The 24168-nt window shown below is 71.9% G+C and carries 22 protein-coding genes; 14 read left to right on the forward strand and 8 right to left on the reverse strand.

Annotation, left to right across the window (positions count from 1 at the left end; genetic code table 11):
- The first annotated feature begins 7 nt into the window (after window positions 1–7).
- The 4 genes from OG389_RS22485 (at window position 8) to OG389_RS22500 (ending at window position 3241) form a co-directional block, all read left to right on the forward strand.
- A complete protein-coding gene (locus tag OG389_RS22485; RefSeq protein ID WP_328300266.1) occupies window positions 8–1018 on the forward strand; it encodes a polyprenyl synthetase family protein in 1011 nt (336 codons plus the stop codon).
- Between the two features lie 264 nt (window positions 1019–1282).
- Window positions 1283–2521, forward strand: coding sequence for a LolA family protein (locus OG389_RS22490; protein ID WP_328300267.1), 1239 nt, complete (start codon window positions 1283–1285; stop codon window positions 2519–2521).
- Between the two features lie 103 nt (window positions 2522–2624).
- Window positions 2625–2828: a ribbon-helix-helix domain-containing protein gene (locus OG389_RS22495; protein ID WP_239516343.1), complete on the forward strand. Its 204-nt coding sequence runs from the start codon at window positions 2625–2627 to the stop codon at window positions 2826–2828.
- Window positions 2825–3241, forward strand: coding sequence for a hypothetical protein (locus OG389_RS22500; protein ID WP_328300268.1), 417 nt, complete (start codon window positions 2825–2827; stop codon window positions 3239–3241). The genes OG389_RS22495 and OG389_RS22500 overlap by 4 nt, the downstream gene beginning before the upstream one ends.
- Here OG389_RS22500 and OG389_RS22505 read toward each other — a convergent pair.
- From OG389_RS22505 to OG389_RS22540, 8 genes are all read right to left on the reverse strand, one after another.
- On the reverse strand, window positions 3215–3616 hold the full coding sequence (locus OG389_RS22505) for a hypothetical protein (RefSeq protein WP_328300270.1): 402 nt from the start codon (window positions 3614–3616) through the stop codon (window positions 3215–3217). The genes OG389_RS22500 and OG389_RS22505 overlap by 27 nt on opposite strands.
- A gap of 50 nt (window positions 3617–3666) precedes the next feature.
- Window positions 3667–5001, reverse strand: a complete 1335-nt coding sequence (locus tag OG389_RS22510) for a M28 family metallopeptidase (protein ID WP_328300271.1) — start codon at window positions 4999–5001, stop codon at window positions 3667–3669.
- A gap of 260 nt (window positions 5002–5261) precedes the next feature.
- Window positions 5262–6221, reverse strand: a complete 960-nt coding sequence (gene rarD / locus OG389_RS22515) for an EamA family transporter RarD (RefSeq protein WP_328300272.1) — start codon at window positions 6219–6221, stop codon at window positions 5262–5264.
- Window positions 6222–6412: 191 nt separating this feature from the next.
- Window positions 6413–7480, reverse strand: a complete 1068-nt coding sequence (locus OG389_RS22520; RefSeq protein WP_328300273.1) for a 2-oxoacid:ferredoxin oxidoreductase subunit beta — start codon at window positions 7478–7480, stop codon at window positions 6413–6415.
- The gene (locus tag OG389_RS22525) at window positions 7473–9467 is read right to left on the reverse strand and encodes a 2-oxoacid:acceptor oxidoreductase subunit alpha (RefSeq protein WP_328300274.1); all 1995 of its coding nucleotides are present in this window, start codon (window positions 9465–9467) and stop codon (window positions 7473–7475) included. The genes OG389_RS22520 and OG389_RS22525 overlap by 8 nt, the downstream gene beginning before the upstream one ends.
- A 143-nt stretch (window positions 9468–9610) precedes the next feature.
- A complete protein-coding gene (locus OG389_RS22530) occupies window positions 9611–10270 on the reverse strand; it encodes a response regulator transcription factor (RefSeq protein ID WP_328303991.1) in 660 nt (219 codons plus the stop codon).
- Between the two features lie 348 nt (window positions 10271–10618).
- Window positions 10619–11926: a sensor histidine kinase gene (locus OG389_RS22535; RefSeq protein WP_328300275.1), complete on the reverse strand. Its 1308-nt coding sequence runs from the start codon at window positions 11924–11926 to the stop codon at window positions 10619–10621.
- Between the two features lie 632 nt (window positions 11927–12558).
- Window positions 12559–13749 (reverse strand): sensor histidine kinase, encoded by a 1191-nt coding sequence (locus OG389_RS22540; RefSeq protein ID WP_328300276.1) that lies wholly within the window; start codon window positions 13747–13749, stop codon window positions 12559–12561.
- A 155-nt stretch (window positions 13750–13904) separates the two neighbouring features.
- On the opposite strand from OG389_RS22540, the gene OG389_RS22545 reads away from it, so the two are divergent.
- Genes OG389_RS22545 through OG389_RS22590 form a run of 10 tightly spaced genes read left to right on the forward strand, consistent with a single transcriptional unit; the run spans window position 13905 to window position 23943 of the window.
- Window positions 13905–14312: an NADH-quinone oxidoreductase subunit A gene (locus OG389_RS22545; RefSeq protein WP_328300277.1), complete on the forward strand. Its 408-nt coding sequence runs from the start codon at window positions 13905–13907 to the stop codon at window positions 14310–14312.
- Complete coding sequence (locus tag OG389_RS22550) at window positions 14303–14920, forward strand: NADH-quinone oxidoreductase subunit B (RefSeq protein ID WP_328300278.1); 618 nt, start codon at window positions 14303–14305, stop codon at window positions 14918–14920. Before OG389_RS22545 ends, OG389_RS22550 begins: the two co-directional genes overlap by 10 nt.
- Window positions 14917–16140, forward strand: a complete 1224-nt coding sequence (locus OG389_RS22555; RefSeq protein ID WP_328300279.1) for an NADH-quinone oxidoreductase subunit C — start codon at window positions 14917–14919, stop codon at window positions 16138–16140. Before OG389_RS22550 ends, OG389_RS22555 begins: the two co-directional genes overlap by 4 nt.
- Complete coding sequence (locus OG389_RS22560) at window positions 16137–17105, forward strand: complex I subunit 1/NuoH family protein (protein WP_328300280.1); 969 nt, start codon at window positions 16137–16139, stop codon at window positions 17103–17105. Before OG389_RS22555 ends, OG389_RS22560 begins: the two co-directional genes overlap by 4 nt.
- Complete coding sequence (locus tag OG389_RS22565) at window positions 17106–17714, forward strand: NuoI/complex I 23 kDa subunit family protein (protein WP_328300281.1); 609 nt, start codon at window positions 17106–17108, stop codon at window positions 17712–17714.
- The gene (locus tag OG389_RS22570) at window positions 17711–18340 is read left to right on the forward strand and encodes an NADH-quinone oxidoreductase subunit J family protein (RefSeq protein ID WP_328300282.1); all 630 of its coding nucleotides are present in this window, start codon (window positions 17711–17713) and stop codon (window positions 18338–18340) included. Before OG389_RS22565 ends, OG389_RS22570 begins: the two co-directional genes overlap by 4 nt.
- The gene (gene nuoK / locus OG389_RS22575; RefSeq protein ID WP_328300283.1) at window positions 18340–18690 is read left to right on the forward strand and encodes an NADH-quinone oxidoreductase subunit NuoK; all 351 of its coding nucleotides are present in this window, start codon (window positions 18340–18342) and stop codon (window positions 18688–18690) included. Before OG389_RS22570 ends, nuoK begins: the two co-directional genes overlap by 1 nt.
- A complete protein-coding gene (locus OG389_RS22580) occupies window positions 18687–20753 on the forward strand; it encodes an NADH-quinone oxidoreductase subunit 5 family protein (protein ID WP_328300284.1) in 2067 nt (688 codons plus the stop codon). Before nuoK ends, OG389_RS22580 begins: the two co-directional genes overlap by 4 nt.
- A 38-nt stretch (window positions 20754–20791) precedes the next feature.
- The gene (locus OG389_RS22585; RefSeq protein ID WP_328303993.1) at window positions 20792–22360 is read left to right on the forward strand and encodes a complex I subunit 4 family protein; all 1569 of its coding nucleotides are present in this window, start codon (window positions 20792–20794) and stop codon (window positions 22358–22360) included.
- Window positions 22357–23943: an NADH-quinone oxidoreductase subunit N gene (locus tag OG389_RS22590; protein ID WP_328300285.1), complete on the forward strand. Its 1587-nt coding sequence runs from the start codon at window positions 22357–22359 to the stop codon at window positions 23941–23943. Before OG389_RS22585 ends, OG389_RS22590 begins: the two co-directional genes overlap by 4 nt.
- The last annotated feature ends 225 nt before the right edge of the window (window positions 23944–24168 follow it).

Consider the following 24168-nt stretch of genomic DNA (forward strand, 5'->3'; position numbering starts at 1 on the left):
ACCCCTCGTGACCGTCGTCGGGCCGTTCGGACTGAGCGTGCGGGACCAGGCTCTTGAGACCGATGTCCAGGCCGGACTGGCCGCCGTCGAGGCGGGTCTGCTGGAAGCCACCAAGAGCGAAGTCCCCTTCATCACCGAGGCCGCACAGCATCTGGTGCGTGCCGGAGGCAAGCGGTTCCGGCCGCTGCTGGTCATGCTCGCCTCCCGATTCGGCGATCCCTACGCGCCGGGGATCGTCCCCTCCGCCGTCGTCGTGGAGCTCACCCACCTGGCGACGCTCTACCACGACGACGTCATGGACGAGGCGGACGTGCGCCGCGGCGTGGACAGCGCGAACGCCCGCTGGGGCAACTCCGTGGCCGTCCTGACGGGTGACTTCCTGTTCGCCCGCGCCTCGCACATACTGGCCGACCTCGGGCCCGAGGCCGTGCGGATCCAGGCCGAGGCGTTCGAGCGGCTGGTGACGGGTCAGATCCTGGAAACGGCCGGTCCGCGCGACGGCCGCGACCCCGTCGAGCACTACCTGGACGTCATGGCCGGCAAGACCAGTTCGCTGGTCGCCGTCTCCTGCCGGTTCGGCGCGCTGATGTCCGGCGCCGACGAGATGGTCGTCGACGTCCTCACGCAGTACGGGGAGCGCCTCGGCCTCGCCTTCCAGCTCGCCGACGACGTCCTCGACATCGCCTCCGACTCGCACGAGTCCGGCAAGACCCCGGGCACCGACCTGCGCGAGGGCATCCCGACGCTGCCCGTACTGCGGCTGCGCGAGATGGCGGCCCAGGGCGGCGACCCGGACGACCTGGACCTCGTACGGCTCCTGGACAGCGACCTGACGGACGACGCCCGGCACGCCGAGGCGCTGGCCCGGCTGCGGGTCCACCCCGCCCTGGAGCAGGCGCGCCGGGACACCATCCAGTACGCGGAGGAGGCGCGGGCCATGCTCGTCCCGCTGCCGGAGTGCTTCGCGAAGTCGGCGCTGGTGGAGCTGTGCGACGCGGTGGTCCACCGCGCGGGCTGACGCCCCGCGGACCCCGGCGGGGGTCCGACCGAAGACAGAGGCGAGGGCCCGGCATCCCCTACGGGTAGGGGATGCCGGGCCCCCGTCATGTCATCCTCGGGGCGTACGCGCAGTTGGCTCCGGGGGCTGACGCCCTCAGCCCACCACTTTGGTCAGATGGAGACACATCCCCACCAGATCGGGTGAGAGTGGCGGCGCGGGGTGGACGTGTACACGCAAGACGGGTAGGTCGCCGCCGTACACACAGAGGTAGGGCAGACAGACATGGCAACGAACGCAAAGATCCGCAAGGCCGCTCGCTACGCCGTACCGGTCGCGGTGGTCGGCGTGGTCGCCGGCACCATCGCGATGGTGCCGGCCTTCGCGAACGGAGGCGGTCCGGACCTGCCGAAGATGACGGCCCAGCAGCTCATCGAGAAGATCGCCGCCTCGGACGTGCAGCAACTGTCCGGCAGCGCCAAGCTCACCACGGACCTGGGTCTGCCGACCCTGCCGGCCGGCCTGCTCGGCGGTGGCGCCGGGGTGACGGGCGGCTCCGCCGACCCGCAGGACAAGGTCGCGCAGCTGGCGAGCGGCACACACACCTTCCGGGTGGCCGCCGACGGCCCGGACCACCAGAAGCTCACCTTCACCGACGGCAAGGACGAGTACAGCCTCGTCCACAACGGCGAAGAGGTCTGGGGCTACGACTCCAAGTCGAACTCGGTCTTCCACGAGAAGGCCCCGGCGGACGCGGGCAAGGGTGGCAAGAGCTCCGAGCGCAAGACGGGGGACCGGCTCGCGGCCTCCCCGCAGGAGATCGCCCAGGAGCTCCTGAAGGCCGCCGGTCCGACCACCGACGTCAGCGTCGGCGACACGGCCCAGGTGGCCGGCCGCGACGCCTACCAGCTGGTCCTCAAGCCGAAGGCGGCCGGTTCGACGGTCGCCTCGGTGAAGATCGCGGTGGACGCGAAGAACGGCGTGCCGCTGCGGGTGCAGGTGCTCTCCACCGACGGCGGCAAGCCGATCGTGGACGCCGGCTTCACCAAGGCGGACTTCGCCAAGCCCGCCGCCGACACCTTCTCCTTCACCCCGCCCAAGGGCGCCACGGTGAACGAGGGCACGGCCGGCGAGCACGGCAAGGGCCTGGTCGACGGCAAGGTCAAGGACCGGGGCCTGGGCGCGCTGGAGTCCGTCCCGGGCTTGGGCGGCCTGACCGGTGGCCCCGGCGCGGGCAAGGGCGACATGAAGGTGCTCGGCGAGGGCTGGGGCTCGATCGCACGGATCGAGACCGGCTCCACCGGCGCCCTGAAGGGCCTCGACGACGCGGCGAAGGACAAGAACGCGCCCAAGGGCGCCGCGCAGTTCCTCGACTCGCTCGGCGAGAAGGTGAGCGGGAAGTTCGGCGAGGGCCGCGTGCTCAAGACCCGCGTGATCAACGCGCTGATCACGGACGACGGCAAGGTCTACGTCGGCGCGGTCACCAAGGACGCGCTGGTGAAGGCGGCCGACGCCAACAAGTAGCCATGAGCGAGTAGTGACCCGAGGGTGGGCAGGGACTGTGTCCCTGCCCACCCTTGTGCCGTTAAGGCCCTGCGTACAGCGACTCCGCTGTACCGTGAAAAGCATGTCGAGACACGTCACCATCCGCCTGGAAGAAGAGTTCCACGAACGCCTGAAGGCGCGAGCGGCGGCCCTGGGTACGACGGTCACCGCGCTGATCACCGAAGTCACGGAACGCGAGCTCGACGAGGACCGGAAGAATTTCCTGTCCGGGATAGAGGAGTTCGCCGACCACTGGGGCTACTTCCAGGAGCGGTTCGGGCATTGAAGATCACCATGGAGTGGGCCTGGACCGCTCTGGCCCACCATCTCCCGTCCGATCCCGCCGTGTGGGATCCCTCCGGAGTGGCCGCCGCCGTGGCCCGGCACCAGAACGACCTCGTCCTCGTTCCCGAACAGCCCGCCCCGGACACCGCGTGGCGGGCCGCCGCGTTTCTGCACACGCTCGCGGTGTGCCCGGCGCTGGAGTCCCCGATGAACGAGTTCTACGCCGCCGCCGCGACCCGCTCGTACCTGCGGGTCGCCGGGGCCAAGCAGCTGCCCTCGCCGGAGGAACTCGGCGATCTGGTGGAGGCCGCGAAGCTGGGGCAGGCCGATGTCGCGGCCGTCGCCGAGGAGTTGCGGGCCCGGATCCAGGAGCCGCTGTCGGCCTCGCTACCGGGCCTCGCGCAGGACACGTAGGACCATCGGCGCCTCGTCCGGGTGGAGCCGCAGCTCGGTGGCGCCGTCCGCGGAGCGGAACGCGACGCTGATCCCGTCGGCGGAGACGGCCTCCAGGGGCGGGAGGTCCGCCGCCCGCGCCGTCGTCGTACGGCCTTTCGCGCACCAGCGGACCGGGCCGCCCGGCCCGCCGGGCGGGAGCTCCAGGCGGCCCTCGGCCCACCGGCCGGCGGTGAGGCCGGTGTCCCGCAGGTCGCAGGGGACCTGCACGGGGCGGCCCTGGGCGTGGTCCGACAGACGCCTCAGCCGCCGGCGCCCGCGCACCAGCTGCGCGGGGTTGATGGCGGCGGCGGCCTGGGCGACCAGGCTGAACAGGGCGGCAATGAGCTCCGGCATGATCGGATCAGATCACACCGGAGCTCAGAGGACTAGACCAATCTCCTGTTTCAGAAGGTGATCTTCCAGCTGTTGATGTAGCCGACGTCCTGTGCGGCCGCGTCCTTGACCTGGAGCTTCCACACCCCGTTGGCCACCTCGGCGGAGGCATTGACGGTGTAGGACTGGACGAGGTTGTCGGCACTGCCGCCGGTGCGGTTGTGCAGGTTGTAGACGGTGCCGTCGGGAGCCACCAGGTCGACCACCAGGTCACCGCGGTAGGTGTGGACGATGTTCACGTCGACCTTGGTGGTGGCCGGGGCGTTGCCCGTGACGCCCGAGACCGTGATCGGCGAGGTCACCGCGGCGGCGGGGGAGTCCGGGATGTTCACGTCCGCCGTGTTCTCGAAGGACTGGCCCGGCGGGACCGGAGTGGCCGCCCCGAGGTTCCAGATCGCGTAGGCGATGGCGTCGGAGTTGCGGTCCAGGGCGGTGTCGTTGATGTTCGCCGTGGTGTCGCAGGAGGCGTGGTAGCAGCGGTCGAAGGCCTGACCGGAGGTGCCGCCCCACTTCTGGGCCTGGGCCGCCGTCTTGGTGTAGTCGGCGCCCGAGAACAGGCCGCCGACCGGGATGCCCGCGCTCTTGAACGGCGCGTGGTCGGAGCGGCCGTCGCCCTCGGTCTCGATCTCGGTCGGGATGCCGACGCCCGCGTAGAAGTTCTTGAAGGTCTGCTCGATGGTGGGGTCGTCGTCGTAGACGAAGTAGCCCGGGTTCGGCGAGCCGATCATGTCGAAGTTCAGGTAGCCGGAGATCTTCGACTTCTCGGCGGCCGGCAGGTTGTTCACGTAGTACTTCGAGCCGATCATGCCGAGCTCTTCCGCGCCCCACCAGCCGAAGCGCAGGTGCTTCGTCGGTTGGAGCTGCGCGCGGGAGACGGCCAGCGCGGTCTCCAGGATGGCGGCCGAACCGGACCCGTTGTCGTTGATGCCGGGGCCCGCGTTGACCGAGTCCAGGTGCGAGCCGGACATCAGGACCGAGTTCGGGTCGCCGCCCGGCCAGTCGGCGATCAGGTTGTAGCCGGTCGCACCGCTGGAGCTGAAGGTCTGCAGGGTGGTGGTGAAGCCGGCGGCGTCCAGCTTGGCCTTGACGTAGTCGATCGAGGCCTTGTAGCCGGCCTTGCCGTGTGCGCGGTTGCCGCCATTGGCGGTGGCTATGGACTGCAGCTGCGTCAGGTGTGCCTTGACGTTGGCGACGGGGATGTCGGGCGGAGTGGGCGCAGCGGCGAGCGTAGAGGGCGCGGAGGGCCCGCTGGGCGCGGCGAGCGCGGCGGGAGCGGTGGCGGCGAACAGACCGGTGACCGCGAGGGCGGTCACGGCGGCCAGGCGCCGGGAGACGGACAGGCTCATGTGGGGGCTCCGGGATTCCGTACTGGGGATGTGTGCGGAAACGTGCGGGAAGTACAGGTGAGCTACGTGCGTCAGTGCGAGCCCGATGTTCAGCGAGAGTGTGACTATCCGTCAAGACCACAATCCGGTCAGACCCGTTCGGAAGCCGGACACGGGTGGCCCCGTCCGTCACGCAACCGGTGGGCGACCGAGCGGAGGGGGCGCCGGACATGCCGATGGGCGCGTCCGGGGACGCGCCCATCGGAGCTCCGTACGGGGCGTTACGCGGTCTCGCGCGCCGGGGTCGGCTGAGGGGCCGGCAGGGGGGCCAGGGCGAGCTCCAGGCGGGTGGCGCGGGCGCGGTGGGCGGTGCGCAGGGCGTCCCAGGTGAGGATCGACAGGGCGGCCCAGACCAGGGAGAAGCCGGCCCAGCGCGCGGGCGGCATGGCCTCGTGGAAGTACAGGACGCCCAGCCCGAACTGGAAGACCGGGGCCATGTACTGGAGCAGCCCGAGGGTGGACAGCGGGACCCGGATCGCTGCCGCGCCGAAGCAGATCAGCGGTATCGCGGTGACCAGCCCGGCCGAGGCGAGCAGGGCGGCGTGCCCCGGGCCCTGGGCGGTGAAGGTGGACTGGCCCCGCGCGCCGAGCCACAGCAGGTAGCCCAGGGCGGGCAGGAACATGATCACGGTCTCGGCGGTCAGCGACTCCAGGCCGCCCATGCCGAGCTTCTTCTTGATCAGCCCGTACAGGGCGAAGGAGAAGGCAAGGATCAGCGAGATCCACGGCGGCCGCCCGTACCCGACGGCGAGGACCAGTACGGCGGAGACGGCGATCGCGACGGCCGCCCACTGCGTGCGGCGCAGCCGCTCGCCGAGGACCAGGACGCCGAGCGCGATGGTGACCAGGGGGTTGATGAAGTAGCCGAGGCTCGCCTCGACGACCGCGCCGTTGTTGACGGACCAGATGTACACGCCCCAGTTCACAGTGACCAGGACGGCGGCCACCACGAGGAGCGCCAGCTTGCGCGGCTGGCGCAGCAGCTCCGCCATCCATCCCCAGCGCCGTAGGGCGAGCAGCGCCAGGCCGACCACGGCCAGGGACCACACCATGCGGTGGGCGAGGATCTCGATGGCTCCGGCGGGCTGGAGGAGCGGCCAGAAGAGGGGCACGATCCCCCACATTCCGTACGCGCCGAATCCGTAGAGCAAACCCGTGCGCTGGTCGTTCTCTGCCTTCACGGGACCTCCAGAGCTACTTCAAGCCAACCTGACGACGGTAGCGCCGCACGAGCCGGAAGTCATTAGCGTTCGAGGAGATGCTCATGACACTCGACGGTGACCGCCGGGCGGTGGACGCCCGACGCCGGGAGACGACGAAGCCCGGACCTGGGATCAGGTCCGGGCTTCGAAGAGGAGCGAACGGCGACGGTTCAGCCGACGACGGTCCAGGTGTCCTTGCCGCTCAGCAGCGCGCCCAGGTCGCCCTTGCCGCCGCGGTCCACGGCCGTCTCCAGCTGCTCGGCCATGAGCGTGTCGTAGACGGGCCGCGCCACGTCGCGGAACACCCCGATGGGCGTGTGGTGCAGCGTGTCGGGGTCGGCCAGCCGGGACAGGGCGAACGCGTTGGTCGGGGACGCCGAGGCCGCGTCGTGGACCAGGACGCGGGACTCGTTCGCCGCCGTCACCGTCACGACCTCCAGGTCGCCGGTGGCCGCGTTGCGCACGACCCCCTTGGCGTTGTCGACACCGAAGCGGATCGGCTGCCCCTGCTCGAGGCGGATGACGGCCTCCTGGGCCTGTTCGTGGTCCTTGAGGACCTCGAAGGCGCCGTCGTTGAAGATGTTGCAGTTCTGGTAGATCTCCACCAGCGCCGTGCCCTCGTGGGCGGCCGCCGCGCGCAGCACCTCGGTGAGGTGCTTGCGGTCGGAGTCGACCGTCCGGGCCACGAAGGTGGCCTCCGCGCCGATCGCGAGCGACACCGGGTTGAAGGGCGCGTCGAGCGAGCCCATCGGGGTCGACTTGGTGATCTTGCCGATCTCGGAGGTGGGGGAGTACTGCCCCTTGGTCAGCCCGTAGATCCGGTTGTTGAACAGCAGGATCTTGAGGTTGACGTTGCGCCGCAGCGCATGGATCAGGTGGTTCCCGCCGATGGAGAGGGCGTCGCCGTCACCGGTGACCACCCAGACCGACAGGTCGCGGCGGGAGGTCGCCAGACCCGTGGCGATGGCCGGGGCGCGCCCGTGGATCGAGTGCATCCCGTAGGTGTCCATGTAGTACGGGAAGCGCGAGGAACAGCCGATGCCGGAGACGAAGACGATGTTCTCCTTCGCCAGTCCCAGCTCGGGCATGAACCCCTGCACGGCGGCGAGCACCGCGTAGTCCCCGCATCCCGGGCACCAGCGGACCTCCTGGTCCGACTTGAAGTCCTTCATCGACTGCTTGGCGGCGGCCTTCGGCACCAGCGAGAGCAGGGTCGGGGTGTCCGTCACCTCAGTCATTGATGGCCTCCTTGAGATGGGTGGCGAGCTGCTCGGCCTTGAACGGCATGCCGTTGACCTGGTTGTACGACTGTGCGTCGACCAGGTACTTGGCCCTCAGGAGGGTCGCGAGCTGCCCGAGGTTCATCTCCGGCACCACTACCTTGTCGTAACGCTTCAGGACCTCGCCCAGATTCCCCGGGAAGGGGTTGAGGTGGCGCAGATGGGCCTGTGCGACGGGGACGGCGGCGAGCCGCAGCCGGCGCACCGCGGCCGTGATCGGCCCGTACGTCGAGCCCCAGCCGATGACCAGGGTCCGCGCGCCGTCCGGGTCGTCGACCTCCAGGTCCGGGACCCGGATGCCGTCGATCTTGGCCTGGCGGGTGCGGACCATGAACTCGTGGTTGGCCGGGTCGTAGGAGATGTTGCCCGTGCCGTCCTGCTTCTCGATGCCGCCGATGCGGTGCTCCAGACCCGGCGTGCCCGGGACCGCCCACGGGCGGGCCAGGGTCTGCGGATCGCGCTTGTACGGCCAGAAGACCTCGGTGCCGTCCGCGAGCTCGTGGTTCGGGCCGGAGGCGAACTGCACCTTCAGGTCCGGCAGGTCCGCCACGTCCGGGATGCGCCACGGCTCGGAGCCGTTGGCGAGGTACCCGTCGGAGAGCAGGAACACCGGCGTCCGGTACGTCAGCGCGATCCGGGCGGCTTCCAGCGCCGCGTCGAAGCAGTCCGCCGGGGTCCGCGGGGCCACGATCGGGACCGGGGCCTCGCCGTTGCGCCCGTACATCGCCTGGAGCAGATCGGCCTGCTCCGTCTTGGTCGGCAGACCCGTGGAGGGGCCGCCGCGCTGGATGTCCACGATCAGCAGCGGCAGCTCCAGGGAGACCGCGAGGCCGATCGTCTCGGACTTGAGCGCGACGCCCGGGCCGGAGGTGGTGGTCACGGCGAGCGCGCCGCCGAACGCCGCGCCCAGGGCCGCGCCGATCCCGGCGATCTCGTCCTCGGCCTGGAAGGTGCGTACGCCGAAGTTCTTGTGCTTGCTCAGCTCGTGCAGGATGTCCGAGGCCGGGGTGATCGGGTACGAACCCAGGTAGAGCGGCAGATCGGCCTGCTGCCCCGCCGCGATCAGCCCGTAGGACAGGGCGAGGTTCCCGGAGATGTTGCGGTAGGTGCCGGCCGGGAAGGCGCGGGTGGCCGGGGCCACCTCGTAGGAGACGGCGAAGTCCTCGGTGGTCTCGCCGAAGTTCCAGCCGGCCCGGAAGGCGGTGACGTTCGCCTCGGCGATGTCGGGCTTCTTCGCGAACTTCTGCCGCAGGAAGGTCTCGGTGCCCTCGGTGGGCCGGTGGTACATCCAGGACAGCAGCCCCAGCGCGAACATGTTCTTGCTGCGCTCGGCCTCCTTGCGGGAGAGCCCGAAGCCCTTCAGTGCCTCGACCGTGAGGGTGGTCAGCGGCACCGGGTGGACGTTGAAGGCGTCCAGGGAGCCGTCTTCCAGCGGGGAGGTCTCGTAGCCGACCTTCGCCATCGGGCGCTTGGTGAACTCGTCGGTGTTGACGATGATCTCCGCGCCGCGCGGTACGTCCCCGATGTTGGCCTTCAGCGCCGCCGGGTTCATCGCCACCAGCACGTTCGGGGCGTCGCCCGGCGTCAGGATGTCGTGATCGGCGAAGTGCAGCTGGAAGCTCGACACACCGGGGAGGGTGCCGGCGGGCGCCCGGATCTCGGCGGGGAAGTTCGGCAGCGTCGAGAGGTCGTTCCCGAAGGACGCGGTCTCCGAGGTGAAACGGTCCCCGGTGAGCTGCATGCCGTCACCGGAGTCACCCGCGAAGCGGATGATCACCCGATCGAGTCGGCGTACTTCCTTGCCACCGTGGCCGCCGCTGCCGTCGGCGCCACCGCCGTGGCCCTGGGTGTCTCCGTTCGGGCCCGGGGACGTCCGCTGCTCGCCGACGACCGCGCCTTCGGCCCCGTCGGACTGTTCGGCTGGGCTACTGACCTGGCTGGTCACTGAACTGGACCTCCTTCGAGGCGAGAGCACTGCCCGAGGTCAACCCTACGTCCGTAGGGATTCACTCCCGGGGTGCTCAGGTTCTGGACCGCCCCTTCGGCGGTCTGTCCGAATCCGGCCTTACCTGACAGGGTGTCAGTTGATCAAGATCTTAGGTAGGTGAGGACGGCCAGCACGCGCCGGTGATCCCCGTCACTCGGTGACAGGCCCAGCTTCATGAAGATGTTGCTGACGTGCTTCTCCACCGCGCCGTCACTCACCACGAGCTGTTTGGCCACGGCGGAATTGGTCCGCCCCTCGGCCATCAGCCCGAGCACCTCGCGCTCGCGCGGGGTCAGCCCCGCCAGTACGTCCTGCTTGCGGCTGCGGCCGAGCAGCTGCGCCACGACCTCCGGGTCCAGGGCGGTACCGCCCCGGGCCACGCGGACGACGGCGTCCAGGAATTCCCGTACGTCGGCCACCCGGTCCTTGAGCAGGTACCCCACACCGGTACTGGAACCGGCCAGCAGTTCGGTGGCGTACTGCTCCTCCACGTACTGCGACAGCACCAGCACGCCTATGCCGGGGTGGTCGCGCCGCAGCCGCACAGCGGCCCGTACGCCTTCGTCGGTGTGCGTCGGCGGCATCCGTACATCGGCCACCACCACGTCCGGCAGCGCGTTCTGCCCCGCCAGGTCCGCCACCGTCTTGATCAGGGCTTCCGCGTCCCCGACGCCTGCGACGACGTCATGCCCCCGGTCGGTCAGCAACCGGGTCAGGCCCTCACGCAGCAGCACTGAATCCTCGGCGATGACCACTCGCACCCTGTCCTCCACGACTTCGCTGCTCCCCGCGTCCACACGTGCCCCGTTTTCCCTGACTGAGCCAAGCATCCCAGCCCTGAGGTCGGATCGAGGCGGAGTGGGATCAACGTGTGGGGGCGGAAACCGTGTTTCCGGAGGTGGAAGGGCCCCCTCCGCCCGCGGTCCCGGAAAGTCGGGCCGTTCGCCCCGGTGGGGCGGGGCGAACGGCGGGGGTGGGGCGGGAGGGGGAGCGGGGTGGATCTCACCGGGAGGTGTCGGAGGGTCACTCACGGTTGCTTGCGGTCACGCGCGGCCGCGCGCGTTGCGGCTGTCCTCCGCCCCTTCGGCTGCCCTCCGGGCGGCCGGCCCTCAGGCGGCGGGGCGCCAGGGGAGCTCGGCGGTCACGGTGGTGCCGCCGCCGGCGGGGGAGTCCACGACCAGGACCCCGTCCACCGCGTCGAGCCGCTCGGCGAGTCCCGCCAGCCCCGATCCGGCCACGGCGGCGGCCCCGCCCAGCCCGTCGTCGGCGACCTGGATCAGCAGCCGGTCGCCGGACTTCCACACGTCGACACCGGCCGTACGGGCCCGCGCGTGCTTGCTGATGTTCTGGAGCAGCTCCGAGACGGTGAAGTACGCGATCCCCTCGATCGCCGCCGCCGGGCGCGAGGGCAGCTCCACGGCCACCCGTACCGGCACGGCGCACCGCGAGGCCACCGAGGACAGGGCCGCGTCCAGCCCCCGGTCGGTCAGGACGGCCGGGTGGATCCCGCGGGCCAGGTCGCGCAGCTCCTGTAGGGCGATCTTCACCTCGCCGTGTGCCTCGTCCACCATGCGGGCCGCGGCCCGCGGGTCCTCGGCCAGCTTCTCCTTCGCCAGGCCCAGGTCCATGGCCAGCGCCACCAGCCGGGCCTGGGCACCGTCGTGCAGGTCCCGCTCGATGCGCCGCAGATCGGCGGCCGCGGTGTCGACCATGACCCCCCGGTCCGACTCCAGCTCGCTGACCCGGTGCGCGAGCCGGGACGGGCCGAGCAGCCCGGCGACGAGCACCCGGTCCACGGTGGTCAGGGCGCGGACGACCCAGGGGGTGGCGAGGGTGAACGCGAGCCCGGCCGTGCAGGTCAGCGCGATCGCCAGGGGTGAGTCCAGGTAGAAGGTGTAGTCGTCGTTCTGGAAGAGCTGCAGACCGGGCTGGTCGGTGTACGCCGGGAAGACCCAGAACCAGAGGGGGTACAGCAGCATGGCCCACCCGTAGGCCCAGAACACCAGGGCCACGGTGAAGCTGAACACCGCCCACGGGAAGTGGATCACGGAGTACAGCACGTGCCGCCAGGCGCTCCCGCTCTTGAGCAGGGCCCCCATGGCGGCGATCGCCCCCGCCTTCCTCGCCCGGACCGGCTCCGGCTCGCCGATGTCGTGGCCCAGCATCCCGCGCACCCGGGCCCGCTCCACGCGGCCGAACCCGCGGCACATGGCGAGGAGTCCCGCGAGGACCGGGACTCCGAGGAAGGTGACGAGCAGACCGGCGCCGACGCTGACGCCGGCGATGGCGAGGGAGAAGTACAGCGTGCTGAGCGGCAGCCCGAGCATCAGGTACCCGAACTCCCGCCAGGTCCGGCCCTCCAGGGGAGCCCGCAGCACCCTGCCGAAACCGCTGCCGCTGTGTGCGCTGCTGCCCATGTCGCCTGCCTGCCCTTCGTCTGCGGTGTCCCCCAACCCTCCCGCCCCGCACCCCCGCACGACCATCGGGCGGGTAGGCGTCTCCCCCCGGGGGTTAACCCCACCACGGCGCCGGCGGTCCCGTAGGGGGTTGCGGCTCGGCCCGGCTCCGGGGCTGGGGTCCCGTCCGGCGCGGCCCTGCTCTCGGGGCGCGGCCCCGCGGTCGGCCTGGGGGCCAACCCCGGGCCGCGGCCCGGCTGCTGGTCGGGCCGTCACCCGGGCGGTGGGTCTCGGTTACGGCCGTGCTGTCGGCCGCGCCACCAGGCGGGCTCCGCCTTGGGGGCCGATCGCCGGCTGTGTCCCGGCGCGGCGGCTGCGGTGTGCCCGCTGCGCGGGGCGGAGGTCCCCTACCCGCCCTTCGCCCGTTCCCTGGGCTCTGCCCAGACCCGCGCCTCAAACGCCGGCGGGGCTGGATTCGGCCGGCGTCGGCCCGCACGTGAAAGCCGGCGGCGCTGGAAAGTCCAGCCCCGCCGGCGTTTGAGGCGCGGGGGGTCCGGGGGCTGGTCCCCGGGAACGGCGCCGCACTCACGCGCGGCGGGGCCCGCAGTCAGCCCGGCCCCCGCGACCGGGGACGCCTCCCGGTGGGGGATCGGTCAGGCCGTGCGTTCGCGCCAGGGGAGCTCCGCAGTCACCACCGTGCCCGCGCCCACCGGGGACTCCACCACCAGGACCCCGTCCACCGCGTCGAGCCGCTCGCCCAGACCCGCCAGCCCCGACCCGGCCAGGGCATCCGCGCCCCCGCGCCCGTCGTCCGACACCCGGATCATCAACCGGCCCCCGGCCGCACCGTCCGCCCGCCACACCTCGACCTCCGCCCCCCGCGCCTGCGGCCCGGCGTGCTTGCTCACGTTCTGCAGCAGCTCCGAGACCACGAAGTACGCGATCCCCTCGATCGCCTCCGCCGGCCGCGCCGGCAGGTCCACCGCCACCTTCACCGGCACCAGGCACCGCGAGGCCACCGACGACAGCGCGGCGTCCAGCCCCCGGTCCGTCAGTACCGCCGGGTGGATCCCCCGTGCCAGGTCCCGGAGTTCCTGCAGGGCGATCTTCACCTCGCCGTGCGCCTCGTCCACCATCGCCGCCGCCCCCTCGGGGTCCTCCAGCAGCTTCTCCTTCGCCAGGCCCAGCCCCATCGCCAGTGCCACCAGCCGCGCCTGCGCCCCGTCGTGCAGGTCCCGTTCGATGCGCCGCAGGTCGGCCGCCGCCGTGTCGACCACGACGCCCCGGTCGGATTCCAGCTCCGCGATGCGCCGCTCCAGCTCGTCCGACGGCGACAGCAGGCCCCGTACCATCGCCCGGTCCACGTTCGCGAGCCCGCGCACCACCCACGGCAGTACCGGCCACAGGACGAACAGCCCGGTCAGCGTCACGGAGAAGGTCAGCACCGCCCACGGCAGCCGCACCAGCTCGAACAGCACGGTCCGCCAGGCCACCGGGTCCTTCAGAGTCGCCCACAGCCAGGGGAAGAAACCGCCGGACCGCCGCGGTCCGGGCATCGGCGTCGGCTCGTCCACCCGTACGCCCAAGAGGTCGCGCGCCCGCCACCGTTCCAGCCGTCCCAACTGGCGAGACAGGTAGAGACCGGACGCGAGCAGCGGAAGTCCGACCGCGGTCACGGACAGACCACCCGCGGTCGAGACCATGACGACCGTGTAGACGAACCCGATGAGGGCGGCGGGGAAATTGCTCAGCAAGTAGGCGATTTCCTTCCACGTCACGGCATCGAAGGCAGCGCGTACGGGAGGGAGGGAGCCGTCGTCGGGGGTGTGTTCGCTCGCGGTCATGCGCCCACCCTGTCAACCGCGCGGTCCCGATGCCATGGGGCAGCCGGGCCGAGGTAAACGGGGGATAACCCCACCCTGTGGGACCCAGGCCCTAGACTCCCGTCCGTACCAGATCAACCTGATCGTCGACAGTGGCCGAGGAACGAGGAACGGACGTGCCCGAACCAACGGTATCGACCGTATCCGTGCTCGCCGCGGACTACTTCCGGACGTATTCGGTCGTCGGCCTCATGGCCGTGCTCGGTGTGCTCTTCGTGGCGGTGGCGTTCGGCGCCGGCCGCCTGTTGCGCCCCGTCGTCCCGACCCCCGAGAAGCTGCTGACGTACGAATGCGGCGTGGACCCGGTCGGCGAGGGCTGGGCGCACACCCAGGTCCGCTACTACGTCTACGCCTTCCTCTACGTCATCTTCGCCGTCGACTCGATCTTCCTCTTCCCCTGGGCGACGGTGTTCGCCGCCGCCGGTTACGGCGCCACGACGCTGGTGGAGATGTTCATCTTCCTCGGCTTCCTGGCCGTCGGCCTGCTCTACGCGTACAAGAAGGGCGTCCTCGAATGGCTGTGACCCCGGCCGGTACCCCGGCCGTGCCGTCGGAGCCGCAGCTGCTCCCGGAGCCGAAGCGCCTGGGCGTCCTGTCCCGCCTCGCGCCCGAGCCCATGAAGGTGGTCCTCAACTGGGGCCGCCGCTACAGCCTGTGGGTCTTCAACTTCGGCCTCGCCTGCTGCGCGATCGAGTTCATCGCGGCGTCGATGGCCCGGCACGACTTCATCCGGCTCGGCGTGATCCCCTTCGCACCCGGCCCGCGCCAGGCGGACCTCATGATCGTCTCGGGCACGGTGACGGACAAGATGGCCCCGGCCGTCAAGCGGCTGTACGAGCAGATGCCCGAGCCGAAGTACGTCATCTCCTTCGGCGCCTGCTCCAACTGCGGCGGCCCGTACTGGGACTCGTACTCGGTGACCAAGGGCGTCGACCAGATCATCCCGGTCGACGTCTACGTCCCGGGCTGCCCGCCCCGTCCCGAGGCGCTGCTGCAGGGCATCCTCAAGCTCCAGGAGAAGATCGCCCGCGAATCGCTGGCGGAGCGCTACGCGAACCCGGCACCGCCGTCTCCCGCGCAGCTGACCAGCGCGCTGGTCACGCCGCCGCCCACCCCGGGGACAAACGCGTGAACCTCTACGACTCCCTCCCCGACGCGGCGGGAACGGTCTTCGGCGCGGAGGCCGTCGGCTCCTTCTCGTACTCCGTCCTCACGGTCGACGTGCCCACCGCGAGCTGGATCCCCGCGCTGGAGATCGCCCGCGACAAGCTGGGCTGCACGTACTTCGACTGGCTGAGCGCGGTGGACGAGCCGGGCACGGGCTTCCGCGTGTGCGCGCACGTGGTCTCGCTGGAGAACCACCGCGTACGCCGCCTGCTGCTGCGGACCACCGTCCCCCACTCGGCGCCCTCCCTGCCCTCCGCGGTCGCGGTGTACGCGGGCGCGGAATGGCACGAGCGCGAGACGTTCGAGATGTTCGGGGTCGTCTTCACCGACCACCCGAACCTGGTCCCGCTGCTCCTCCCCGAAAACTTCGAGGGCCACCCGCTGCGCAAGGACTTCGTCCTCGCCGCCCGCGTCGCCAAGGCCTGGCCGGGCGCGAAGGAGCCGGGCGAGGCGCACGACCCGGACGCGCCGAAGCGCCGCCAGATGCTCCCGCCGGGCGTCCCGGACCCCAACGAGTGGGGCCCGCTCAAGGGCCAGCTCCCCCCGGCCCCCGCCCGCCCCGCCCGCACCCCGCGCACCGCGGCGGCCCCGGGCGAACGCCCGGTCCGCACCCCGCGCGAGGGCGCCCCGGTCCGCCGCACCCGCTCGGTGTCCGAAGGCTCGGCGAGCCAGGCGGCCGCGCCGGCGACGCCGGGATCGCCCGCGGCTCCGGCTCCGGCCTCGGCTCCGACTCCGGCCTCGGCCGAGCCCGCGGCTCCGGCCGCGCCGGTGACCGAGGCCCCGGCCGGGACCCCGGACGAGGCCACTCCGCCGCGCCCGGCCCGCCGCACCCGCTCGGCATCCGAAGGCTCGGCCAGCCAGGCCACCGGCCCCGCGCCGGAGGCACCGAGGCGGCCCGTGCCCCGGAGCTCGGACGCACCCTGGCACGACCCGAAGCCCGCCTTCGACAAGCCCCCGGCCGAGCCGGCCGCACCGGAGCCGGCCGCACCGGAGCCGGCCGCACCGGAGCCCCCGGCCGCACCGGAGCCGGCCGCACCGGAGCCCCCGGCCGCACCGGAGCCGGCCGCACCGGAGCCCCCGGCCGCACCGGAGCCGGCCGCACCGGAGCCCCCGGCCGCACCCGCGGGACCCGTCGACCCCGCCGAGGCCGATCCGACCACCGACCCCAACGGAGGCGCCGCGTGAACGACGTCCTCGACGTCGCCCTGCGGCTGATCGTCGTCTTCGCCGTCTTCCTCGTGCTCCCGCTCGTCGTCGGGCAGACCGAGCACAAGGTGATGGCCCACATGCAGGGCCGCCTCGGCCCCATGTACGCCGGCGGCTTCCACGGCTGGGCCCAGCTCGTCGCCGACGGGGTCAAGTTCGCGCAGAAGGAAGACATCGTCCCGGCCAACGCCGACCGCCGCGTCTTCCAGCTCGCCCCCGCCGTCGCCCTCCTCCCGTACCTCCTGGTCCTCCTCGCCATCCCCATCGGCCCCGGCGAGGGAGCCGTCGGCCAGGTCATCGATGCCGGGCTGTTCTTCGCGCTCGCCGTCATGGGCGTCGGAGTACTCGGCTCGCTCATGGCCGGCTGGGCCTCCGCGAACAAGTTCTCCCTCCTCGGAGGCCTCCGCACCGCCGCGCAGCTGCTCGCCTACGAGCTCCCCATGCTGCTCGCGGCCGCCTCGGTCGCCATGGCCGCAGGGACGGTGTCGCTCCCCGGCATCGTCGGCGCCTTCGAGTGGTGGTGGCTGCCCTGGCAGATCGTCGGCGGACTCGTCTTCTTCACCGCCGGCCTCGCCGAACTCCAGCGGCCCCCCTTCGACATGCCCGTCGCCGACTCCGAGATCATCTTCGGCGCGTACACCGAGTACACCGGCCTGCGCTTCGCGCTGTTCCTGCTCGCCGAGTACGCGGGCATCGTCGTGCTGTGCGCCCTCACCACCGTCCTCTTCCTCGGCGGCTGGCACGGCCCCTTCGGCGGCGACTCCTTCGGCTGGGTCTGGACCCTGCTCAAGATCGCCGCGCTCTCCTTCGTGGTGATCTGGCTCCGCGTCAGCTACCCCCGCCTGCGCGAGGACCAGCTGCAGAAGCTCGCCTGGACCGTACTCATCCCGCTCGCGCTCGCCCAGATCGCGCTCACCGGCATCGTGAAGGTGGCGATCCAGTAAATGCCCCCCATCCCCGGCTCCGGCCTCGCCAAGGGCCTGGCCGTCACGCTGCGCACGATGACGAAGCGCTCGCACACCGCCCAGTACCCCGAGGTGCAGCCCGAGCTCCCGCCGCGCTCGCGCGGGGTCATCGGCCTGTTCGAGGAGAACTGCACGGTCTGCATGCTGTGCGCGCGCGAGTGCCCCGACTGGTGCATCTACATCGACTCCCACAAGGAGACGGTCCCGGCCGCCGCCCCCGGTGGCCGGGAGCGCAGCCGCAACGTCCTCGACCGCTTCGCCATCGACTTCTCCCTCTGCATGTACTGCGGCATCTGCATCGAGGTGTGCCCCTTCGACGCACTGTTCTGGTCGCCGGAGTTCGAGTACGCCGAGACCGACATCCACGAACTGACCCACGAGCGCGACAAGCTGCGCGAGTGGATGTGGACCGTCCCGGCGCCGCCCGCCCTGGACCCGGCCGCCGAGGAACCCAAGGAAGTCGCGGCCGCCCGCAAGGCCGTGGAGAAGGCCGAGGCCACCGCCGCCGCCGACGCGGCCGCGGCCGCCGGGGCGACCCCCGACACCCCGGCCCCCGGGCAGGACCCGGCCCCGGAAGGAGACGCGTGATCACCGCAGCCGCCCAGGGCAACGGCTTCCTCTCCCCGACCGGCGTCGAGATCGCCTTCGTCCTCGTCGGCCTCGCCACGCTCGGCGCGGCCGCCGTCACGGTCACCACCAAGCAGCTCGTGCACGCCGCCCTGTGGCTGGTCGTCGCGCTCGGCGGGATCGCCGTCGAGTACCTGCTGCTGACCGCCGAGTTCATCGCCTGGGTGCAGGTACTGATCTACCTCGGTTCCGTGGTCGTCCTCCTCCTCTTCGGGCTGATGCTCACCAAGGCGCCCATCGGCCGCTCACCGGACGCCGACTCGGGCAACCGCCCGGTCGCGCTCGGCGTGGCCCTCGTCGCGGCCGCCGCGCTCGTCTGGGTGGTCGTCGACGCCTTCCGCACCACCTGGATCGACCTCGACGGCCCCGTCCAGGGCTCCACCAAGGTCTCCGGCGAGATCCTCTTCCGGCACTGGGTGCTGCCGTTCGAGGCGCTCTCCGTCCTCCTCCTCGCCGCCCTGATCGGCGCCATCGTGCTGTCCCGCAAGGACACCCCGGACACCGGCGCGTCCGCGCCCGCGACCAAGCCGGCGTCCGCGACCAAGCCGGCGACGACGCCCGCCACCGACAAGAAGGGGCAGCGCTGATGCACCTCGCCTACCCCGCCGTGCTGGCGGCGCTCCTCTTCTGCACGGGCCTGTACGGAGTGCTCGCCCGCCGCAACGCCATCCTGGTCCTGATGTCCGTGGAGCTGATGCTCAACGCCGTCAACCTCAACCTGGTGGCCTTCGACGTCTGGCTGCGCGACAGCCTGCACGCCGGCCAGGCCCTCACCCTCTTCACCATCGCCATCGCCGCCGCCGAGATCGGCATCGGTCTCGCGATCGTGCTGACGGTGTACCGCAACCGGGGCACCGCGGACGTCGACCGACTGCGCGACACCGCCGAGGGCCACGAGCCGGACAGCGCGAACACTGCGACCGGAGCCGCCGCGTGAGCACCCCGACCCTCGCCGTACTCGTCCCCCTGCTGCCCTTCCTGGGCGCGCTGGCGGGACTGCTGCTCGGCCGCACCGCCCCCGGCTTCGTCAAGCCCCTCGCCGTCCTGCCCACGCTGGGCGCCGCAGTGCTCGCGGTGCTGGTCGCGCTGCGCCAGGGCGGCGGCAAGGCGATCGACACGGCGACCGAGCTGACCCCGACCGGCTCGGTGCCGATCGAACTCTCGCTCCACCTGGACGGCTTCGCCGTCATGGTGGCCGTCCTGGTCGGCGTCGTCGCCACCTGCGTGCAGATCTACTCGACGGCGTACCTCCGCGAGGACCCGCGGTACCCGTCCTACGCCGCTCTGGTCTCACTGTTCACCTCCGCCATGCTGCTCGTCGTCTACTCCGGCGACCTGATGGTGCTGCTGGTCGGCTGGGAGATCATGGGCATCTGCTCGTACTTCCTGGTCGGCCACTACTGGGAGACCGAGGCGGCCCGCTCCGCCTCCCTGAAGGCCTTCCTCGTCACCAAGCTCGGCGACGTCCCCTTCCTCATCGGCCTGTTCGCACTCGCCGCCGACGCCGGCTCCTTCCGGATCACGAAGATCCTGGGCACCGTCGTCGCGGGCGGGCTCCACCACCCGACGCTGATCGCCCTGCTGCTGCTGGCCGGAGTCGCGGGCAAGTCCGCGCAGTTCCCGCTGCACACCTGGCTCCCGGACGCCATGGCGGGCCCCACCCCGGTCTCCGCCCTGATCCACGCCGCGACGATGGTCGCCGCCGGTGTCTACTTCGTCGCCCGACTCCTCCCGGTCTTCGCGGCCTCCCGGGCCGCGATGGTGGTCCTGGCCGTCATGGCGGCCGTCACGATGGTCGGCTCCGCCCTCGCCGCCCTGGCCCAGGACGACATCAAGCGGGTGCTCGCCTACTCCACGATCGGCCAGCTCGGCTACATGACCGGGGCCCTGGCCGTCGGCGACCGGGCCGCCGCCGTTTTCCACCTCCTGTCCCACGGCGCCTTCAAGGCGCTGCTGTTCCTCGGCGCCGGCGTGATCATCCACGCCTCCGGCACCAACTCCCTGGCCGCCATGTCCCGGATGGACGGGCTGTCCAGGCGCATCCCGGACGTCTTCTGGACGATGACGATCGCGCTGCTCGCGCTCGCCGCCTTCCCGCCCTTCGCCGGCTTCTTCTCCAAGGAAGCCGTCCTCGTCGCCGCCGAGCACACCGCCGGCGGCCACTCGGAGCTCGCCCCGAGCGCGGCCGGCTGGCTGGTCCTCGTCGCCGGCGTACTGACCGCCCTGCTCACCGCCGCCTACGCCACCCGGCTGTGGCTGATGGCCTTCCGCGGCCGGGGCGCCGCCGCCCCCGACCACGGCAAGGAGCCCGTCGCGATGACCGGCGTGCTGTGGCTGCTGGCCCTCCCGACCATCGGATTCGGCCTGCTGGCCGGACCGCTCTCCGACTTCTTCGACGGCCGTGAGCTCACCCCGTCGCTGACGACCTCGGTCCTCGGCACGGGCGCCGCCGTCGTCGGCGCGGTCCTCACCTACGCCCTGTGGCAGCGAGCCGTGGCCAAGGCCGCCCTGGCCCCGGCAGCCGCGGCCGGAGCCGGCACCGCCGCCGAGGGTGTGCTCGCCCCCGCCGGAGCCCCCGCCGGAGCCCCCGCCGGAGCGCCCGCGGCCGTCGTCGCCGCCGAGTCCGCCGCGGAGAGCCCGGAGGTCGGCGAAGTCACCCACGACCACCCGGTGGTCTCCACCGCTCCCGCCGCCGACCCCGGACGCGCGCTCCTCGGCCCGCTCCACCGGCACGCCGCCGTCGGCTTCCACCTCGACGCCGTCTACGACCGCCTCTTCGTACGCCCCGTCCGGTCCGCCGCGTCCCTCGTACGCTTCCTCGACCGCGAGGTCGTGGACACGTACGTCCGCGGGGCCGGCCTCGGCCCCCGGCTGCTCGGAGGCCTCGTACGCCGCGCCCAGACCGGCAACGTGCAGAGCTACCTGAGCGCTCTGCTCGCCGGCGCCGTGGTCCTGGCGATCGCCACCGCCGTCCTCGCCAACGTCAACGCCGGATCGTGAGCCGTGAGTCAGCCGTGATTGATATCAGCCCGTCCGTGATGCAGTTCCTTCTGGCGTTGATCGTGGCCGGCCCGCTCGTCGGCGCCGTCGCCGCCCTCCTGCCGGCCCCGCCCGGACTGAAGGGCAAGAGCCCCGAACAGGCCGTGCTGCGCCACGGCGTGACCGTGACCGGCGCCATCCTCGCCGCGGCGATCGCCCTCACCCTGGGCTTCGACCACGACGCCCCGTCCCGCTTCCAGGCGACGACGGACATCAGCTGGATCCAGGCCCTGAACGTCCGGATCCACCTCGGCATCGACGGCATCTCGCTCCCCCTCCTCCTGATGACCGCGCTGCTGTTCTTCCTGTGCGCGCTCTACAGCTACTTCAAGCTCCCCGCGGGCCCCTCCGCGAAGGCCTTCGTCGCCCTGCTCCTGGTCCTGGAGTCCGGCACCCTCGCCACCTTCGCCGTCCTCGACCTGCTGCTGTTCTTCCTCGCCTTCGAGATGGTCCTCATCCCGATGTACTTCCTCATCGCCCGCTGGGGCGGTGCTCAGCGGCAGGCCGCCGCCTGGAAGTTCATCCTCTACACGCTCCTCGGCTCCGTCGTCATGCTCCTCGGTCTGCTGCTGATCGGACTGAACAGCGGCACTTTCGACATGGTGGCACTGGCCTCTGACAACGGCCGCGAACTGTCCCACACCACCCAGATCCTGGCCGTCCTCGCCATCGGCACCGGCCTCGCCGTGAAGACCCCCATGTGGCCCCTGCACAGCTGGCTGCCGGACGCGCACACCGCCGCCCCCACCGTCGGCTCCGTCCTCCTCGCGGGCGTCCTGCTGAAGATGGGCACCTACGGCTTCGTCCGCATCCTGCTGCCCGTCACCCCCGACGGCATGGCCACCTTCGCCCCCTACCTCGGCGCCTTCGCCGCCGTCGGCATCGTCTACGGGTCGCTGGCCTGCCTCGCGCTCGCCCGCAAGGGAGGCAAGGGCGACCTCAAGCGCCTCATCGCCTACTCCTCCGTCGGCCACATGGGCTTCGTGCTGCTCGGCATCGCCTCCATGACCCCGACCGGCGTCAACGGCGCGCTCTTCGCCAACGTCGCCCACGGCCTGATCACCGGCCTCCTCTTCTTCCTGGTCGGCGCCCTCAAGGACCGCTACGGCACCGCCGACCTCGACACCCTCGCCGGAGCCACCGGCGCCGCCCTCTACGGCCGTGCCCCCCGCTTCGGCGCGTTCCTCGCCTTCGCCGCCGTCGCCTCCCTCGGCCTGCCCGGCCTGGCCGGCTTCTGGGGCGAGATGCTGGCCCTGTTCGGCGCGTTCGACCCCGCCGAGGGGCTGTCGCGGCCCGCGTTCCTCACGTACATGTCCGTCGGAGCGTTCGGCACCCTGCTCACCGCCGCCTATCTCCTGATCGTCGTACGGCGGGTGTGCATGGGCGACCCGAAGGCCGTGCGCGAAGGCGGCGCGGCCCCGGTGGTCCTCGCCGACATCCAGCACTACGAGTTCGCCGCGTGGACCCCGCTCGTCGCCCTCACCGTCCTCGCCGGCCTGTGGCCCGCGGTCCTCCTCGGCCTCACCGACCCGGCCGTCCAGAAGCTCCTCGCGGGAGGGAACTCATGACGGTCCTTCAGCCCATCGTCAGCGCCGCCGCCGACGCCCCCAGCCTGGTCCAGTCCGTCGACTGGCTCGCCATCGCGCCCGTCGTCGTCACCGCCGCCGTCGGCCTCCTCGTCCTGGTCGCCGACCTCTTCGTACCCGAGCACCGCAAGCCGCTGCTCGGATGGATCTCCGTGGCCGGGCTGGCCGTCGCGACCGCGACCCTGCTGCCGCTGCGCGCCGGCGACCGCAGCACCTTCTGCCTCACCGGGCCCGGCACGGACGGCGCCGGCGCGTGCAGCTACGCCGCCGACCACTTCGCGCTGGTCGTCCAGTTCCTCGTACTGGGCGGCGCCCTGGTCACCGCCCTGCTGTCGGTCACCACCGTCCGCGAGGCACGCATGCCGGCCGGGGAGTACTGGTTCCTGCTGCTCTCCTCCGCCGCCGGCGCGGCCCTGCTGCCCGCCTCCCGTGACCTCGCCACCCTGATCGTCGCCCTCGAGGTCGCCTCGCTGCCCGCCTTCGCCCTCGTCGGCATGCGCCGCGGCGACCGGCTGTCCTCCGAGGCCGCCCTCAAGTTCTTCCTGTCCTCCGTCACCGCCACCGCCGTGTCCCTGATGGGCGTCAGCTTCGTCTACGCCGCCACCGGCTCCTTGCACCTCACCCAGGTCGCCGACCGGCTGGAACACGTCCCCGGACAGCTCGACACCCTCGCCATGGCCGGAGTCGCGCTCACCCTGGTCGGCTTCGCCTTCAAGACGGCTGCCGTCCCCTTCCACTTCTGGGTCCCCGACACCTATGTCGGCGCCCCGCTGCCCGTCGCCGGCTACCTCTCGGTCATCGGCAAGGCCGTCGGCTTCACCGGCCTCATCCTCGTCACGGTGATCGCGTTCCCCGCGTACTCCGACGTCTGGGGCCCGGCCCTCGCCGTCCTCGCCGCGCTCACCATGACGCTGGGCAACGCGGCCGCCCTGCGCCAGTCCGCCGACCGCCCGAACGGTGCCGTACGGCTGCTCGCCTGGTCCTCGGTCGGCCAGGCCGGCTACCTGCTGGTCCCCATCGCCGCCGCCGCGTACGCCGGCCGCGACCAGATCGGCTCCACCGTCGCCTACGCCCTCATGTACGCCGCCGTGAACCTCGGCGCCTTCGCCGTGGCCGCCCTGGTGGCCCGTACGAGGCCGCTGCACCGGCTCGCCGATTACCGCGGCCTGTACGCCGAGCGCCCGCTCGCCGCCCTCGCGCTGGCCTTCTTCCTGCTCTGCCTGGCCGGTCTGCCGCCGGGCATCATCGGGCTCTTCGCGAAGGTCACCGTCTTCCGGGCGGCGGTCGACGCGGGCCTGGGCTGGCTCGCCGTGGTCATGGCCGTGAACGTCGTCGTCGCCCTGTACTACTACCTGCGCTGGACCGCCCTGCTCTTCCGCACCCCCGACGCGGACACCGCCCCGGAGGGCGTGCAGGAGGCCGCGCCGGAGGGCGCACGGCCCCGTAGGGGCACTCCGTGGCCGGTCACCGCCGCCATCGTGCTCACCGCCGCCACCGCCCTGGTCCTCTCGGGAGCCCCGCAGCTGGCCCTGCGCTTCGCCACGGGCAGCCTCTTCCCGCTGTAGCCCGCGCGCCCGTCACCCGTACGGCCCAGTCCCCGCCGCCCCTGCCGTGCCCCTGCCGTGCCCCCGCCGGTCCCCCGCCGCCCGGTCCACCGGGGCGGCCGGGCGGGCGCGCGCGGGGAACCTGCCGCCCTCACCTGGCGTTGACCAGGAAGGAAGGGTCCACTGGACCGTAGGTCCTCAGATCCACAGATCCTGGACGGGTCCCCCTGCCGCACACCTGGAGGG

It is taken from the genome of Streptomyces sp. NBC_00435 (genome assembly GCF_036014235.1).
Classification (GTDB): domain Bacteria; phylum Actinomycetota; class Actinomycetes; order Streptomycetales; family Streptomycetaceae; genus Streptomyces.